The 14,264-nt window shown below is 59.9% G+C and carries 12 protein-coding genes; all 12 read right to left on the bottom strand.

Annotation, left to right across the window (positions count from 1 at the left end; genetic code table 11):
* Window positions 1-14 precede the first annotated feature (14 nt).
* The 12 genes from cobA to ispG all read right to left on the bottom strand — a co-directional run bounded on the left by cobA (window position 15) and on the right by ispG (window position 14,186).
* A complete protein-coding gene (cobA, locus tag KB449_RS07715; RefSeq protein WP_282907820.1) occupies window positions 15-1,565 on the bottom strand; it encodes a uroporphyrinogen-III C-methyltransferase in 1,551 nt (516 codons plus the stop codon).
* A gap of 2 nt (window positions 1,566-1,567) precedes the next feature.
* Complete coding sequence (hemC, locus tag KB449_RS07710; protein WP_282907819.1) at window positions 1,568-2,506, bottom strand: hydroxymethylbilane synthase; 939 nt, start codon at window positions 2,504-2,506, stop codon at window positions 1,568-1,570.
* Between the two features lie 141 nt (window positions 2,507-2,647).
* Window positions 2,648-3,298 carry a precorrin-2 dehydrogenase/sirohydrochlorin ferrochelatase family protein gene (locus tag KB449_RS07705; protein WP_282907818.1) on the bottom strand — a complete coding sequence of 217 codons (651 nt, stop codon included), beginning with the start codon at window positions 3,296-3,298 and terminating at the stop codon, window positions 2,648-2,650.
* A 15-nt stretch (window positions 3,299-3,313) separates the two neighbouring features.
* A complete protein-coding gene (locus tag KB449_RS07700) occupies window positions 3,314-4,135 on the bottom strand; it encodes a cytochrome C assembly family protein (RefSeq protein ID WP_282907817.1) in 822 nt (273 codons plus the stop codon).
* A gap of 49 nt (window positions 4,136-4,184) precedes the next feature.
* The gene (hemA, locus tag KB449_RS07695; RefSeq protein ID WP_282907816.1) at window positions 4,185-5,591 is read right to left on the bottom strand and encodes a glutamyl-tRNA reductase; all 1,407 of its coding nucleotides are present in this window, start codon (window positions 5,589-5,591) and stop codon (window positions 4,185-4,187) included.
* Window positions 5,592-5,873: 282 nt separating this feature from the next.
* Entirely contained in the window at window positions 5,874-6,272 is a 399-nt protein-coding gene (gene speD / locus KB449_RS07690; protein ID WP_282907815.1) for an adenosylmethionine decarboxylase, read from the bottom strand.
* Window positions 6,273-6,561: 289 nt separating this feature from the next.
* Window positions 6,562-7,152 carry a non-ribosomal peptide synthetase module gene (locus KB449_RS07685; RefSeq protein ID WP_282907814.1) on the bottom strand — a complete coding sequence of 197 codons (591 nt, stop codon included), beginning with the start codon at window positions 7,150-7,152 and terminating at the stop codon, window positions 6,562-6,564.
* Window positions 7,153-7,305: 153 nt separating this feature from the next.
* On the bottom strand, window positions 7,306-7,950 hold the full coding sequence (yihA, locus tag KB449_RS07680) for a ribosome biogenesis GTP-binding protein YihA/YsxC (protein WP_282907813.1): 645 nt from the start codon (window positions 7,948-7,950) through the stop codon (window positions 7,306-7,308).
* Window positions 7,951-7,969: 19 nt separating this feature from the next.
* Complete coding sequence (lon, locus tag KB449_RS07675; protein WP_282907812.1) at window positions 7,970-10,393, bottom strand: endopeptidase La; 2,424 nt, start codon at window positions 10,391-10,393, stop codon at window positions 7,970-7,972.
* A gap of 172 nt (window positions 10,394-10,565) precedes the next feature.
* Complete coding sequence (gene lonB / locus KB449_RS07670) at window positions 10,566-12,353, bottom strand: ATP-dependent protease LonB (RefSeq protein WP_282907811.1); 1,788 nt, start codon at window positions 12,351-12,353, stop codon at window positions 10,566-10,568.
* A 125-nt stretch (window positions 12,354-12,478) separates the two neighbouring features.
* Entirely contained in the window at window positions 12,479-12,853 is a 375-nt protein-coding gene (locus tag KB449_RS07665) for a four-helix bundle copper-binding protein (protein ID WP_282907810.1), read from the bottom strand.
* A 193-nt stretch (window positions 12,854-13,046) separates the two neighbouring features.
* Complete coding sequence (ispG, locus tag KB449_RS07660; protein ID WP_282907809.1) at window positions 13,047-14,186, bottom strand: flavodoxin-dependent (E)-4-hydroxy-3-methylbut-2-enyl-diphosphate synthase; 1,140 nt, start codon at window positions 14,184-14,186, stop codon at window positions 13,047-13,049.
* Between the last annotated feature and the right edge of the window lie 78 nt (window positions 14,187-14,264).

Raw genomic sequence — 14,264 nt, 5'->3', positions numbered from 1 at the left:
TTCAGAACCTTTCTTTAATGAATTTCGTTGCCGCCGCGATGGTTCAGCATCGCCGCCAGCAAGCCTTCGATCGTCGATTGTTCGGCCGTCAGCGTCACGCGCAGACCATGCGTTTCCGCCGTGCGTGCGGTAATCGGTCCGATACAAGCGATCACGCAGCCCTGCAGCAGGTCGACCGGACGCTCGGCGCCAAGCCGACGCAGTGCTTCGAGCAGGTTGACCACCGTCGACGAGCTCGTAAAAGTCACTGCGTGGATCTCGCCGGCTTGCAGCATTTCGACGATCGTGTCGTCCTCATGAACGACTAGCCGGTTTTCGTACACGTCGAGCTCTACGGCTTCGACACCGGCTTTAGCGAGCTCTGCCGGCAGCAAGCCGCGAGCGAGGTCGCCCCTTGGCAGCAGCGCCCGCTGACCCGGCTCCAGCTTGTCCGCCAAGCTGTCGAGCAAGCCTTCGGCCTGGAAATCGGAAGGAATCACGTCCGCAACGACGCCGCGAGCCGCCAGCGCCTCGGCTGTTTTCGGACCGACCGCGGCAAAGCGCGCCCGCGCAAACCGGCGGATATCGACGCGCGCTTCAGCCAGCCAGGAGAAAAAGTACTCGACTCCAGCCGCGCTCGTCACCATGACCCAGTCAAAGCGCTCTGCATCCCTCAGCGCCGCTTCGATCCGCCGGGTTTCGTCCGGATTCGACTGCTTGACCGTGTCGATCACGGGAAAAACGTACGGCTCTCCGCCGAGGTCGTCGATCCGCTCGGCCAGTTCGCTTGCTTGCGCACGCGCCCGCGTGACGAGCACGCGCCAGCCGAACAGCGGCTTCGCTTCGATCCATTTTAATTTTTCGCGCTGCCGCACGACATCGCCGACGACGATGACCGCCGGCGGCTGGAAGCCCGCCTCGCGCACTTTTTGCTCGATGTCGCCCAGCGTACCGGTCAACGTCTCCTGTTCCGCGCGCGTGCCCCAGCGGACAAGCGCCACTGGCGTCTCCGCCGAACGACCGAACTTCATCAGCTGTTCGCTAATATAGCCGATCTTGGCGACGCCCATCAGAAATAGCAGCGTACCTGTAGCATTTGTTACTTTATCCCATTGAATCATGCGGTCCAGCTTGTCCGGGCTCTCGTGGCCGGTCACGATCGAAAAGGACGAGGCCAGATCCCGGTGGGTCACCGGGATGCCGGCATAGGCCGGCACCGCGATCGCTGACGTAATGCCGGGAACGATCTCAAAGGGCACCTCATGCTGACGGAGAAGCTCGGCCTCTTCGCCCACGCGTCCGAATACGGTCGGATCGCCGCCCTTGAGCCTGCAAACGACCTTGCCCGAGAGCGCCAGATCGAGCAGCAGCCGGTTAATCTCCTCCTGCTTCATCGTATGGCGGTCCGGACGCTTGCCGACATAGATGCGCTCCGTTCCGGGCCGCGTCTCCTGCAGCAGCTGGGGACCGGCCAAGCGATCGTAAACGACGACGTCGCAGCGTTGAAGCGCGCGCAGTCCGCGCACCGTGATCAGCTTCGGATCTCCCGGCCCGGCGCCAATTAGATATACTTTCCCCTGCGCCATCGCTATTCCCTCGCTTCCGCGAGCAAGGCATCCGCGCCCTTGGCCAGCAGCTCCTCCGCCACACGGCGTCCGACCTCGACCGGATCGCTGCCGGAAGCCGAGGCTTTTAATACGAGTCTGCCGTCGGGTGCCGCGACCATGCCCGTCATGGAGACGACCGCATCGGGCGCCGCCGACTCGGCGGTCGCGTAAGCGCCGATCGGCACCTGACAGCCGCCGTTCAGCAATCCCAAAAATGTGCGCTCGGCAGCTACCGCGCGCTCGGCAGCTGTATCGTTCAGCCTTGCCAGCAGCGCCAGCACCTCTTCGTCCGACGCCCGGCATTCAATGGCAAGCGCGCCTTGTCCGACGGCAGGCAGGCAATCCTCCGGCTCGATATAGGTCGTAATGCGGTCGCTCCACCCCATCCGCTTCAAGCCGGCCGCCGCCAACACGATCGCATCAAGCCCTTCGGATTCCAGCTTGCGAAGACGAGTATCGATATTGCCGCGGAGCGATTCGATTCGAAAATCGGGGCGCCGGGACTGCAGCTGCGCGGACCGGCGAAGGCTGCTCGTGCCGATTCTGGCGCCCGGCGGCAGATCCGACAGCGTGCTGGAGGTCAAATTCACAAGCGCGTCACGCGGGTCCTCGCGCTGCGGCACGCATCCGATCACGAGGCCCGCGGGCAGCTCGAAAGGCATATCCTTCATGCTGTGGATTGCAATATCGATCTCGCCGCCAAGCAGCGCTTCTTCGATCTCTTTGACAAACAGGCCTTTGCCTCCAACCTTGGACAGCGTCACGTCCAAAATCCGGTCACCCCGCGTGACGATCGGCACGACCTCGAAGTCAAGCGGCAGCCCTGCCTCTGCGGCCATGGCCTTGAGCGCATCGAGCGTTTGTCCGCTCTGCGTCATCGCCAGCGCGCTTTGTCTTGTTCCAACCTTGATCTTGCGCATTCGCTGTAACACTCCTCGGTATTTCTTTTCAAATCGGACATGATCTGGGCTAATAAGCTGTAATTGATTCCTATTGTCTCATATTCCGGCATCCGACCCAAACGCTGCGAGCCCTCCATCGGTCGAAATCGGTCAGTATCGTTAGGCTTCGTCGGCCCAACAGCGCAGCATCGCGACTAGCGCTTCCGTGTCGGGCAGCTCAGTCATCGATAACCAAGTCTCGACAGCTTGATCCGTAACGGCCGCGTGCATAAGCCTGCGTCGTTCGGATGCCTCGTCAACCTCCGCCAGCACGCGCAGCCGCACGTCTCCAAGCCGCTTTGTCAACTCGGCATACTCGGGCCCGTATCGCGCCTTGAGCTCGCCTGCGATGCGTGCCGACCATGCCGGTCCCGCGCCAGAGGTGCTTACGGTCAAGAGCAATCCGCCTCTGCGGACCACGGCCGGCACGATGAAGCTTCCCCGCGAGCCGTCAGAAGCCGAGTTCGCCGGGATGCCCCGACGCTTCGCTTCGTCGCAAATCCAGCCGTTCAACTCATCGGCGCCGGTCGCCGCGACGACGAGCGCGGCGCCCGTGAGATCGTCCGGCGAGAACGGTTTCGGCAAGTGACGGATCGCCCCCGCTTCCTTCCATTCTCGCAGGCGTGCCGAGACGATCTCGGGGCAGACGAGCAAGACTTCCGCTCCCGCCTCCAGCAGTCCGCCGGTTCTGCGCTCGCCGAGTGCGCCGCCGCCAACTACGACGCATCGGCTATGCTCTAAGGATAACATGATCGGATAATAGCGCTGCATGCCGTAATCTCCTTTCTATAACCAACGATGAAAGGACGATAGCGAATTCGCAAAAAAATCTAAAACGAGCAGAATGTAGCCGATCAAGTTCCATATCGCGCATCGCCTGGCGTCGTCTCTTCCGATCCATCGGCGCAGCAGATAGACTATATAAACCGCGCCGGCGACAAAAGACAAAAGCACTTTCTCGTCAAGCAGCTTGGCATTATGACCGTCGACGAGCAAAGCGGCCGTTCCCGTCGACAACGCGAGCAGCAGCAGGGGCACGCCGAACAAGCCCGATCTGAACGCATACTTGTCGATCGCTTCGAGGCTTGGCATGCGGTTCATCACGCTGCCCCACTTCTTCTTCTTTAACCTGTAGTTTAGAAAAAGGTACATGGCGCCGCACACGGCGGAAACGGTAAGGAGGGCGAAGGCGACGGTAATCAGGCTCACATGGAGCACGAGCAGCCGCCTCGCCACCTCCGACGGGGCCAAGGCGATCTCCCGCCCGGAACGCTCCATCAGATTAAGACCGAGTATTGCAAACCCGACGACGTTGACGAGCAGGACGAGCAGCTCGGCGCGGACGATCCGATTCACGGCGAACGACACGGAGACGAGCAGCCACGATACGAAAAAAACGTAATCGTGCAGCGTCACATCGGGAACCGCAAAGCGGCGAAGGAGCAAATCGACGAGAAAGCCCGTCTGCAGCACCCAGACAAAAACAAGCAGCCCTGTGCCGATCCGTTTCCCGTTTCGGTTGCCGTAGGCGGCGTCCGACACGAAAAACAGCAGACTCAGGGCGTAAATATACATAATGGCATCCGTCAGCCAATTGTTCGTTAACATGCAGCACCGCCTCCGGCTTCTCTCGAATCCGGCCAGGCCGGCGATCCGGTCAGCGAAGCGCGCCGGCCAGCTGAGCCAGGAATGACTGAGGCTCCGCGGAGGCGGCTTGCTTGTCGGGTCCCGCTGCAGCAGCTTGCCCGGCCGTGCGCGCCTTCTCCGCCTCCTTCGCCTCGTTCTTGAGGCGCGCGACTTCCTCCTCGAGCGCAAAGAGCTGGACGAACAGATCCAGCGAAGCTTCGCTGCGCTTCTCCGCAGCCAGCTCCTTGACCCGCAGGATCGGGTCGTGGATCATCTGCGTCAGCATGCTCTTGCTCAGCTTGCGAATAACCTTGACCTGCCGCTCGTCGAGCTCCGGAAGCTTGCGCAACAGGCTGTCCAGCGTCTCTTCATGGATCGCCGCGGCCTTCTCCTGAAGGCCGCGGATCAGCGGGCTGACGCCGAGCGTCGCGTACCACTGCCGGTAAGACTCCATCTCGGCGTCGATCATGACGTCGATCGCAGCCGTCTCCTGCCTGCGCTTCTCCAGATTGTTCTCCACGATGCCTTCGAGATCGTCGATATCGTACAGGTAAACGCCGGGCAGCTCGCCGCATGCGGGATCGATGTCTCTCGGAACCGCGATATCGATCAGGAACAGCGGTCTCTTCTTGCGGCTCTTCATCGCGCGTGCGACGACGTCCCGCTCCAGCACGAACCGCTGCGCCCCGGTGCTGCTGATGACGATATCGGCTTCGTCGATCCGGCGCAACGCCTCGTCCATCCCCATCGCCTTGCCGCCCATCTTGTCCGCGAGCTCTTCTGCGCGCGACAACGTGCGGTTGACGACGAACACTTCCTTGGCCCCGCCTGCGGTCAGATGCTGGGCCGTAAGCTCGCTCATCTTGCCCGCGCCCAGAATCATCACCTTTTTGTCGTCGAAGCGGCCGAAAATCCGCTTGCCGAGCTCCACGGCCGCATAGCTGACGGATACGGCGCTCTCGCCGATCGACGTCTCGGTATGCGCGCGCTTGGCGACCGTAATCGCCTGCTGGAAAAGACGATTAAACAACGTACCGGTCGTTTTGCGCTCGCGTGCGAGGAAGAAGGCGTCGCGGACCTGTCCGAGAATCTGCGTCTCGCCGATGACCATCGAATCGAGACCGCAGGCAACGCGGAACAGATGACGGTTCGCGAGGTCGTCCTCGTACATATAGAGATGACGGTTGAACATCTCGCGGGGCAGGTTGAACCATTGCTCCATAAAAGCGCGAATATAATGCCCGCACAGCGTATGGCGATCGACGACAGCATACAATTCGGTGCGGTTGCAGGTGGCGACGATGACGCACTCCAAAATGCCCGTCGTCGCCTTCAGCGCGTCCAGTGCCAGCGGCAGTTCCTCGTCCGGAATCGCGAAGCGTTCCCGGACTTCTACCGGTGCCGTTTTGTAATTCAAACCGACGACTATAAGATGCACGGGACTTCACCTGCCTTTTCCTGAGTCTGGATGCCGTTCATGCGAAGCAAAGCGCGTCCGGCTTGCCCGCCAACTAGCATTCATTATAGCATAGCCGGGCGTGCCGGCCCTGAAGATTTGATGAATATTTTGCGACAACCAGTCGATTCCGTTTCTTCCTATTGTCGTCGTCGGAACCGCATTCTATTCTCGGCGGCCGATTTGCCGCAAATCGCATTTAAAAAGCCATGGGGACGCGGCCCCATGGCTAACATGCATCATCGTCTGTAGGCTCTACTACTCTTACACCAGTTCGGCTTGTTTGATAGCAGGCTCTTCGACCTGCATCTCGCCGACGCCGCGAATCAGCTTCTTGGCGTATGTGTTCTTTGGCTTAAGTACACTAACCATGTAGTCGATCGCGAGCTGCGGATCGACCGTCTCGCCGCAGGTGTAGCAATCGATTGCGGCAAAACCCCGCTCAGGATACGTGTGAATGGAGAGATGGCTCTCCGACAGCATAACGAGAACCGTCGCGCCTTGCGGCTCGAATTGTTTGGCTTGAACCGAGAGAACGGTTGCTCCGCAAGCTTCGGCTGCCTCCACCATGTGCGATTGGAGAAGTTCAGCGCTGTTCAGAAGATCGAAATCGACCCCCCAGGTATCAACCGCAACGTGCCGTCCGAAAGTAGAGTATTCCACTGTTCGGTTCCCCCTTCCTAGGAATAAAATGTGAAGCTGATTTCATCCGCTAGGACCTACGTCATTCACTTCTCGAGGGAATCTGCAAAACAATCGCATTCCATTCCTGAGTGAATCCTGGTTCCTATTGTTTTGTCAACGAAACTAAAAATAACATCTATCGGGTTGAATTGCAACTACTTTTTTAAGCAAAATATCACGAAAAGGAGCCCTCGTACATGCACGCCCGTCATAATAAAAAACCCGCCTTGGACTAAGGCAGGTTCCTCACTGGATTCGTATAGGTAGATTAAGCTTCAAGCGCGAACAGCAATCGGCTGTGATGCCTCAGCCGCTCGTCGATCTCCGCGATGCGGTCTGCGTCCGTAAGGGCGTTGCGCAGATCGAGCAGTTCGTTGACGGCGCCGCGTACGATCGCAATCTCTTCTTCGACCGCGCACAGCTTGTAACGGGACTCCATCGCCGACAAAGCGCTCTCGTGCTCGAAAACGGTGCGGATGGCGTCGCCCTTGCACTCGACGATACGCACGACCTTGCCGCCTAAGTAATGATAAACCATCGTAAAACCGGGATAAATACGGTTGACGACGGCATCCCCCTTGAACGAGGACACCATCTTGCGCAGCGCGTCGGTAAGACCGGGCTGGACGACTCTGCAGGATAAAGAGCAACGGTAGCGGCCGCCGCGACGCTCGAACGTCAAGCGGATCGTCTCGCCGCCAGCTTCGTCTTCTAGAACCATTTCTTGGTTGCCGTTCTCCAGCACGAAAATCTGCTGGCGCAGCTGCTGCGTTCCGCACAGGGAGGTTAAGCTTCGCATCTCGGCTTCTGTCAATGTCAGACTGGCGTTTACATACTCTGTGGCTACCCGCTTAGCCATAAAAATCTCCTCAATTCCATTTTGTTCACGAAGGTGATGATTCCTTGCCTTTTTAATTATACGACACTCGGCTCGATCTTATCTTCTCAACAAAACCCGATTTAGCCGAAAAAAGCCGTAAAAATCGATTCCTCCCGGCATTGGACCGCATAATTAACCGTTATCCTCGGTTTCCTGCCGTTCATGCTGCGATTCAGGAGGGGAAGCAGTGGGAATATCAGCGGCGTGGGCGATAATGCGCCATAAATCATCTCTACCCTCTCCGGTCTCCGATGAAAACAAAACGAGCGGCGCCCCCTTCGGCATGCCTAGCGTCTCCCGCATGATACGCCCGTGCTTGGCCACCTGATTGCGCGATAGCTTGTCGGCTTTGGTGCCGACGACGCATAGCGGAATGCCGTAGTGGGACAGCCACTCGTACATGGAAATGTCTAGCGCGGTAGGCGGATGGCGCAGGTCGATCAGCTGGATCACGAGTTTAAGTTCCTCCCGCTGACGCAAATAATTTTCGATCATGCGGCCCCACGCCTCGCGCTCGGACTTGGACACTTTTGCATAACCGTAGCCCGGCACGTCCACGAAGTACATTTCGTCATTGATCTTATAATAATTCAATTGCTGCGTCTTGCCGGGCTGCGAGCTCGTACGGGCCAGATTGCGCCGGAGCAGCAGGCGGTTGATCAGCGAAGACTTGCCGACGTTGGAACGGCCTGCCAGAGCGATCTCCGGCAAGCCGTCAACGGGATATTGCTTGGGTCCTACTGCGCTGATAATAAATTCGCTGGACTTGATCTTCATATGAAGCGGTACACTCCCGTCAATGCGTCCCCATCGGGGGAAGCTCTTCCCTATCGCCTTCGCGCGACATCGCTACTTCGGCCGTGATCGGCTCGTCTCCGCTAGGCAGATCGCTAAGCTTGGTCGCCATTGCGTGCTCAAGCACCTCGTCCATATGCGCCACCGGGATAAATGTCATCTCGCTGCGCACGCTGTCCGGAATGTCGCGAAGGTCTCGCTCGTTGTCCTTGGGCAGCAGCACCGTCTTGATGCCGGCCCGGTGGGCGGCGAGCGACTTTTCCTTCAGGCCGCCGATCGGCAGCACGCGTCCGCGGAGCGTGATCTCGCCCGTCATGGCGACCTCGCGGTTGACCGGCCGGTTCGTAAGCGCCGAGATCAACGCCGTGGCGATCGTAATGCCGGCCGACGGTCCGTCCTTCGGAATCGCGCCTTCGGGAATATGAATGTGAATATCGTTTTTCTCGTGGAACTGAGGATCGATGCCAAGGGCGATCGACCGGCTGCGCGTATAGCTGAACGCGGCCTGCGCGGATTCCTTCATGACGTCGCCCAGCTTGCCGGTCAGCGTCAGCTTGCCCGAGCCGGGCATTACCGTCACCTCGATGACGAGCGTATCCCCGCCCACCTCCGTCCAGGCCAGGCCCGTAACGGCGCCGATCTGGTCCTCCAGCTCCGCCATCCCGTAGCGGAACTTGGAGGGGCCCAGAAACTCCTTGAGCTTCGCGGCGTCTACCACGACGGACTTGACCTCCGAATCGCCGACGATGATCTTGGCCGCCTTGCGGCAGATCGCGGCGAGCTGCTGCTCCAGGTTGCGCACGCCAGATTCGCGCGTGTAGCCGCGCACGAGCTGCATCAGTACTTCTTCGTCGATCTGAAGCTGATCCTCCTCGAGACCGTGATCGCGCTTCTGCTTCGGCAGCAGGTGATGCTTGGCGATCTCCAGCTTCTCGAGCTCGGTATAGCCCGGAATGTAGAGGACCTCCATCCGGTCGAGCAGCGGACGCGGAATCTGGTGAGCGACGTTGGCCGTCGTCACGAACATGACGTTGGACAGGTCGAACGGCGTCTCGATGTAGTGATCGCTGAACGTCGCGTTCTGCTCCGGATCGAGCACCTCGAGCATCGCGGACGACGGATCGCCGCGGAAGTCGCTCGCCATCTTGTCGATCTCGTCGAGCAGGAAGACCGGGTTCATCGAGCCTGCGGTGCGCATCCCCTGAATGATGCGGCCGGGCATCGCGCCGACGTATGTGCGCCGATGGCCGCGGATCTCGGCTTCGTCGCGTACGCCGCCGAGCGAGATGCGCACGAATTCGCGGCCGAGAGAAGCCGCGATTGAGCGGCCGAGCGACGTCTTGCCGACGCCGGGCGGGCCTACGAGGCAGAGAATCGGTCCCTTCAGCTTCTTCACGAGCTGCTGAACGGCGAGATATTCGAGCACGCGTTCTTTCGGCTTTTCAAGGCCGGAATGCGCGTCGTCGAGGATCTGCTCGGCCTTCGAGAGATCCAGGTGGTCTTCCGTGAAGTTATTCCACGGCAGAGCAAGCAGCCACTCGATATAATTGCGGATGACGGCGCCTTCCGCGGACGACGCCGGCATCTTTTCGAGGCGATCGATTTCCTTTTCCACCTTGGCGGCGATCTTCTCGGGGAGCTTCTTCTCCTCAAGCTGGTTCCGCAGCTCCTCGACTTCGCCCGCCCGGCCTTCCTTCTCGCCGAGCTCCTTCTGGATCGCCTTCATTTGCTCGCGCAGATAGTATTCCTTTTGCGTCTTCTCCATCTGCTTCTTGACGCGCTGGCTGATCTTGCGTTCGAGCTCCAGCACCTCGCGTTCGTTGTTCAGGAAATCGAGCAGCTTCTCCAGACGGCTGCGCACTTCGACCGTCTCGAGAATCTCCTGCTTGTCCTTGATCTTAAGCGACAGATGGCTGGTAATGACGTCGGCCAGGCGGCCAGGCTCGTCGATGTCGGATACGGCGGCGAGCGTCTCCGGCGTGACCTTCTTTGAGAGATTGATATAGTGCTCAAACTGGCTTAATACCGCGCGCATGAGCGCATCCAGTTCGGAATCGTTCGAATCCGGCTCCGGGAGCTCCCGGGCGACAACTTCATAGAAGCCGTCATTGGGCAAATATTGCTCGATCTCCGCGCGGACGACGCCTTCGACCAGCACGCGGATCGTGCCGTTCGGCAGCTTCAACATCTGCCGGACCTTGGCAATGGTGCCCACGCGGTAAATGTCCTCCTGCGTCGGTTCTTCGATATTGATCTCCGACTGGGAGCAGAGCAGGATCATGTGGTCGTCGATCATGCATTGCTCTAGCGCCTTGATCGACTTCTCGCGGCCTACGTCCAGATGCAGCACCATGCTGGGGTAGACGAGCAGCCCGCGTAGAGGGAGCAAAGGCAGTGAACGGCTCTTCGTCTTGTTAGAAGCCATAAGGACGGCACCTCCTCAAGCCTAGCCGATATCGGCGTGGCCCGGTATGGTTAGGGTAGCCAGTAGCCGGCGGCAAACCCTTCAGTTATTGTATCAAAAGAAATTGCGCGCCGCAAAAACGAGCGGCGCCGCCCCGAAGGACGGCGCTTATACCGGCAGTCGGAATTGCGGCTTAGACGCCTGCCCCTGGTGCGGGACGGCTGTCTCCATGATGGGGCGCGCGCACGCTCTCCTGCGTGTTCGCGGACGCGGGCGAACCGGCATGAAGGATCGACAGAGGCGCGGCAGCATAGCCGTCGGCCGGAATCGGCCGATCCGCGGCTTCGAGCTCGCCCGGAAGACGGAGCGGCGCCGGTCCGAACACGCGCACGAACACTTCCTCCACCGTTTCGACCGGAACGACTGTGACGCCTTGCAGACCTTCGAAAATCGCCTGCCAGTTTTCCTTCGGGATAAGCACCGTATCCGCGCCGGACTGGAAGGCCGCCTCGACCTTCGCAAGCACGCCGCCGACCGGCTTCACGCGTCCGTGGATGCTGATCTCGCCGGTGAGCGCAAGCTTGTTGTCGATCGGCTGGCCGGTGATTGCCGACGCGATCGCCACAGCCATCGCAATCCCTGCCGAAGGTCCGTCGATCGGCGTGCCGCCCGGGAAGTTGATGTGGAGGTCGTAATTTTCCGGCCTGAGATTAAAGGAGCGCAGCACGGTCAGCACGTTCTCGACCGAGCCCTTAGCCATGCTCTTGCGCCGCAGCGTGCGCTGCCCGCCTCCGATCTCTTCCTCCTCGACGACGCCGGTGATTGTATAGACGCCTTTGCCCGGCAGCGCAGGGATGGCCGTCACTTCGATCTCAAGCAGCGTGCCCATGCTCGGCCCGAACACCGCGAGGCCGTTCACGAAACCTACCGCAGGCTTGTCGGGCACCTTGCGGTCCGGGCGCGGCGGCAGCTGGCTGCTGTTGACGACCCATTCGAGGTCGGCAGCCGAGATGCGCTGACGATTCTCCGACAGCGCAAGCCCCGCCGCCAGCTGGATCATATTCACGGCTTCACGGCCGTTAGTCGCATAATGCTTGACGACTTCGACGGCTTCCGGATCGGCCGGCAGCCCGATCTTCGCGACCGCGTTCTGGGCGATCTCGCCGATCTCTGACGGCAGCAGCGGTCGGAAGTAAATCTCCATGCAGCGGCTGCGCAGCGCGGGCGGCAGCTCGCTCGGCGACCTTGTCGTCGCGCCGACGAGCCTGAAGTCGGCAGGCAGCCCGTTCTGGAAGATGTCATGGATATAGAGCGGAATATTCGGATCCTCCGCATGATAATAGGCGCTCTCGAGGAACACCTTGCGGTCTTCGAGCACCTTGAGCAGCTTGTTGATCTGGATCGGATGCAGCTCGCCGATCTCGTCGATGAACAGAATGCCGCCGTGAGCCTTGGTGACCGCGCCCGGCTTGGGCTGCGGAATGCCCGCTACGCCCATGGCGCCTGCGCCCTGATAGATCGGATCGTGTACAGAGCCGATCAATGGATCGGCAATGCCTCGCTCGTCGAAGCGGGCGGTCGTCGCATCGATCTCCGTGAACTTCGCTTCGAGCCTGAACGGCGACGAAGGATTTTTCTTGGCCTCTTCTAGCACGACGCGCGCGGCGGCCGTCTTGCCCACGCCCGGAGGCCCGTACACGATCACGTGCTGCGGATTGCCGCTGCACAGCGCGGCCTTGAGCGCGCGCAATCCCTCGCGCTGCCCGACGATATCGTTCATCGAGACGGGGCGCGTCTTTTCGGAGAGCGGCTTCGTCAGCGAGATGGATCTCAGCTTGCGCAGCTTATCCATCTCCTTGCGCGACTCCCGATCGACGGCTGTCTTGTTCGTTTTCTGATTGCGAAGCAGATTCCAAAAGTAAATCCCGATTACGACGGCGAAAAACACCTGTACGAGCATCAAAACGGTGCCCAGTGCCATATAACCTCATCCTCTCTACTAGCGTCGTGGATTCCCACGTCCGTCCAACCGGCAAGCTGGCAGCATAATTCTTAGTATTGCCCGGTTGTAGGCGGATATAGTCATGCGAGGATGAGGATGGCAGTTTATACGCCCGAGGCTTCCCGTTGGCGGATGCTAAGCTCTTGCGCCAGGCCGATGCAGGACGCCGCGCATTTGAAGCAAGCTTCGGCACAACGCCTGCAATGGGCATGATCATGCTTGGCACAAGCCTCGCCGCAGCGTTGGCAAGCCTCCGCGCATAGCAGCACGAGCTCCGCGCGATAGCTGCTGCCTATCGTCAACGCTTGCGCGGTAAATGCGCACAGGTCCGCGCATTCCCGATCGAGACGGATGCAATCACGCATTTTAGCGATATCGGGTTCCTCCAGACATGCGCTGTAGCAATCGTTGCACGCAATTACGCAGGCCAGGCAGTCTTCGATGCAGGATGACATGCTTTCGATCGACGCTTCACTCATGATGTCGCATTCCTCCTTTTCGAAACTTAAGTCGAAGGGTATGTCTTACTCCTTTTTACCCAAAACCGTCCGAATCGATTGGCAACGGCTTACATCGTCAGCAGCATGCAAAAAAAGCCCCGCAAAAAGCAAGCGGGGCTCCCTCGTCTCTGGCTGGCAGCAGCGTTCATGCGCAAATCATGGCCAATCGTCCTTAAAGGGTGACGGTACCGGCAGCGACGCCAGGCTTCGGCGCATGCTGTTTGCGGCCCGGAATCTCGCCCGTCTCGGCATATACGGCCGCGATATGGTCGATTTCCTTCTTAAGCTCGCCTACGAGCTCGGCCTCGGGGACCTTGCGGATCATCTCGCCGTAACGGAACAGCATGCCCTCGCCGCGGGCGCCCGCAATGCCGATATCGGCCTCGCGCGCTTCCCCCGGACCGTTGACCGCACAGCCGAGCACGGATACCTTGATCGGCACCTTAAGCTTGGACAAATACTCCTCGACCTCATTGGCGACGGAGAACAGATCGATGTCCAGACGCCCGCATGTCGGACAGGAAATCAGCGTCGGCGCGTCCGTGATCAGACCGAAGGTCTTAAGCAGCTCGCGCGCTACCTTAATCTCCTCGACCGGATCTGCGCTGAGCGAGATACGCATCGTGTTGCCGATGCCGGCGCTCAGCAGAACGCCGAGCCCCGCCGCGCTCTTGACCGTGCCCGAGAACAGCGTGCCCGCTTCGGTAATGCCCAGATGAAGCGGATATTTAATGACCTGGGCCGCCTTGGTATAAGCCTCGATCGCCATCGGAACGTCGGATGCCTTAAGAGAAACGATAATATCGTGGAAATCCAGTTCTTCGAGAATGCCGATATGAAACAACGCGCTCTCGACCATCGCCTCGGCTGTCGGGTAGCCGTACTTCTCCAGCAAATGATTCTCGAGCGAGCCGGCGTTGACGCCGATCCGGATCGGGATCCCCCGCTCCTTGCACGCCTTGACGACGGCCTCGACCTTCTCGCGGCGGCCGATGTTGCCCGGGTTGATCCGGACCTTGTCGATGCCGTTCTCGATCGCCAGCAGCGCCAGCCTGTAGTCGAAGTGAATGTCGGCGACGAGCGGAATGCTGATCTGCTTCTTGATCTCCTTGATGGCGGCTGCCGCTTCCTTGTTGTTCACCGTCACGCGGACGATCTGGCAGCCGGCTTCCTCAAGACGCTTGATCTCGGCCACCGTGGCCGCGACGTCCGCCGTCTTCGTCGTGCACATGCTCTGCAGCACGACTTGATTGTTGCCGCCGATCGTCAGATTGCCGACGCGGACCGGCACGGTATCCGTACGCAAATACATGGTTCAGTTCACCCCGTAAAGGCATAAGTCCACCCCGCCTCCGCACGGCATACGCGAGGGGGCGGGGTGGAACTTGAG

The organism is Cohnella hashimotonis, assembly GCF_030014955.1.
Taxonomy (GTDB): Bacteria; Bacillota; Bacilli; order Paenibacillales; family Paenibacillaceae; genus Cohnella; species Cohnella hashimotonis.
The sequence above is the reverse complement of the archived record's forward strand: the minus strand, read 5'-3'. Positions and strand labels throughout refer to the sequence as shown.

Bases quoted from the DNA above. Each gene is read 5' to 3' on its own strand.
- ispG (WP_282907809.1), bottom strand. From the start codon at position 14,186: ATGTATTTGCGTACGGATACCGTGCCGGTCCGCGTCGGCAATCTGACG.
- yihA (WP_282907813.1), bottom strand. From the start codon at position 7,950: ATGAAGATCAAGTCCAGCGAATTTATTATCAGCGCAGTAGGACCCAAG.
- KB449_RS07665 (WP_282907810.1), bottom strand. From the start codon at position 12,853: ATGAGTGAAGCGTCGATCGAAAGCATGTCATCCTGCATCGAAGACTGC.
- lon (WP_282907812.1), bottom strand. From the start codon at position 10,393: ATGGCTTCTAACAAGACGAAGAGCCGTTCACTGCCTTTGCTCCCTCTA.
- KB449_RS07700 (WP_282907817.1), bottom strand. From the start codon at position 4,135: ATGTTAACGAACAATTGGCTGACGGATGCCATTATGTATATTTACGCC.
- KB449_RS07685 (WP_282907814.1), bottom strand. From the start codon at position 7,152: ATGGCTAAGCGGGTAGCCACAGAGTATGTAAACGCCAGTCTGACATTG.
- lonB (WP_282907811.1), bottom strand. From the start codon at position 12,353: ATGGCACTGGGCACCGTTTTGATGCTCGTACAGGTGTTTTTCGCCGTC.
- hemC (WP_282907819.1), bottom strand. From the start codon at position 2,506: ATGCGCAAGATCAAGGTTGGAACAAGACAAAGCGCGCTGGCGATGACG.
- cobA (WP_282907820.1), bottom strand. From the start codon at position 1,565: ATGGCGCAGGGGAAAGTATATCTAATTGGCGCCGGGCCGGGAGATCCG.
- KB449_RS07705 (WP_282907818.1), bottom strand. From the start codon at position 3,298: ATGCAGCGCTATTATCCGATCATGTTATCCTTAGAGCATAGCCGATGC.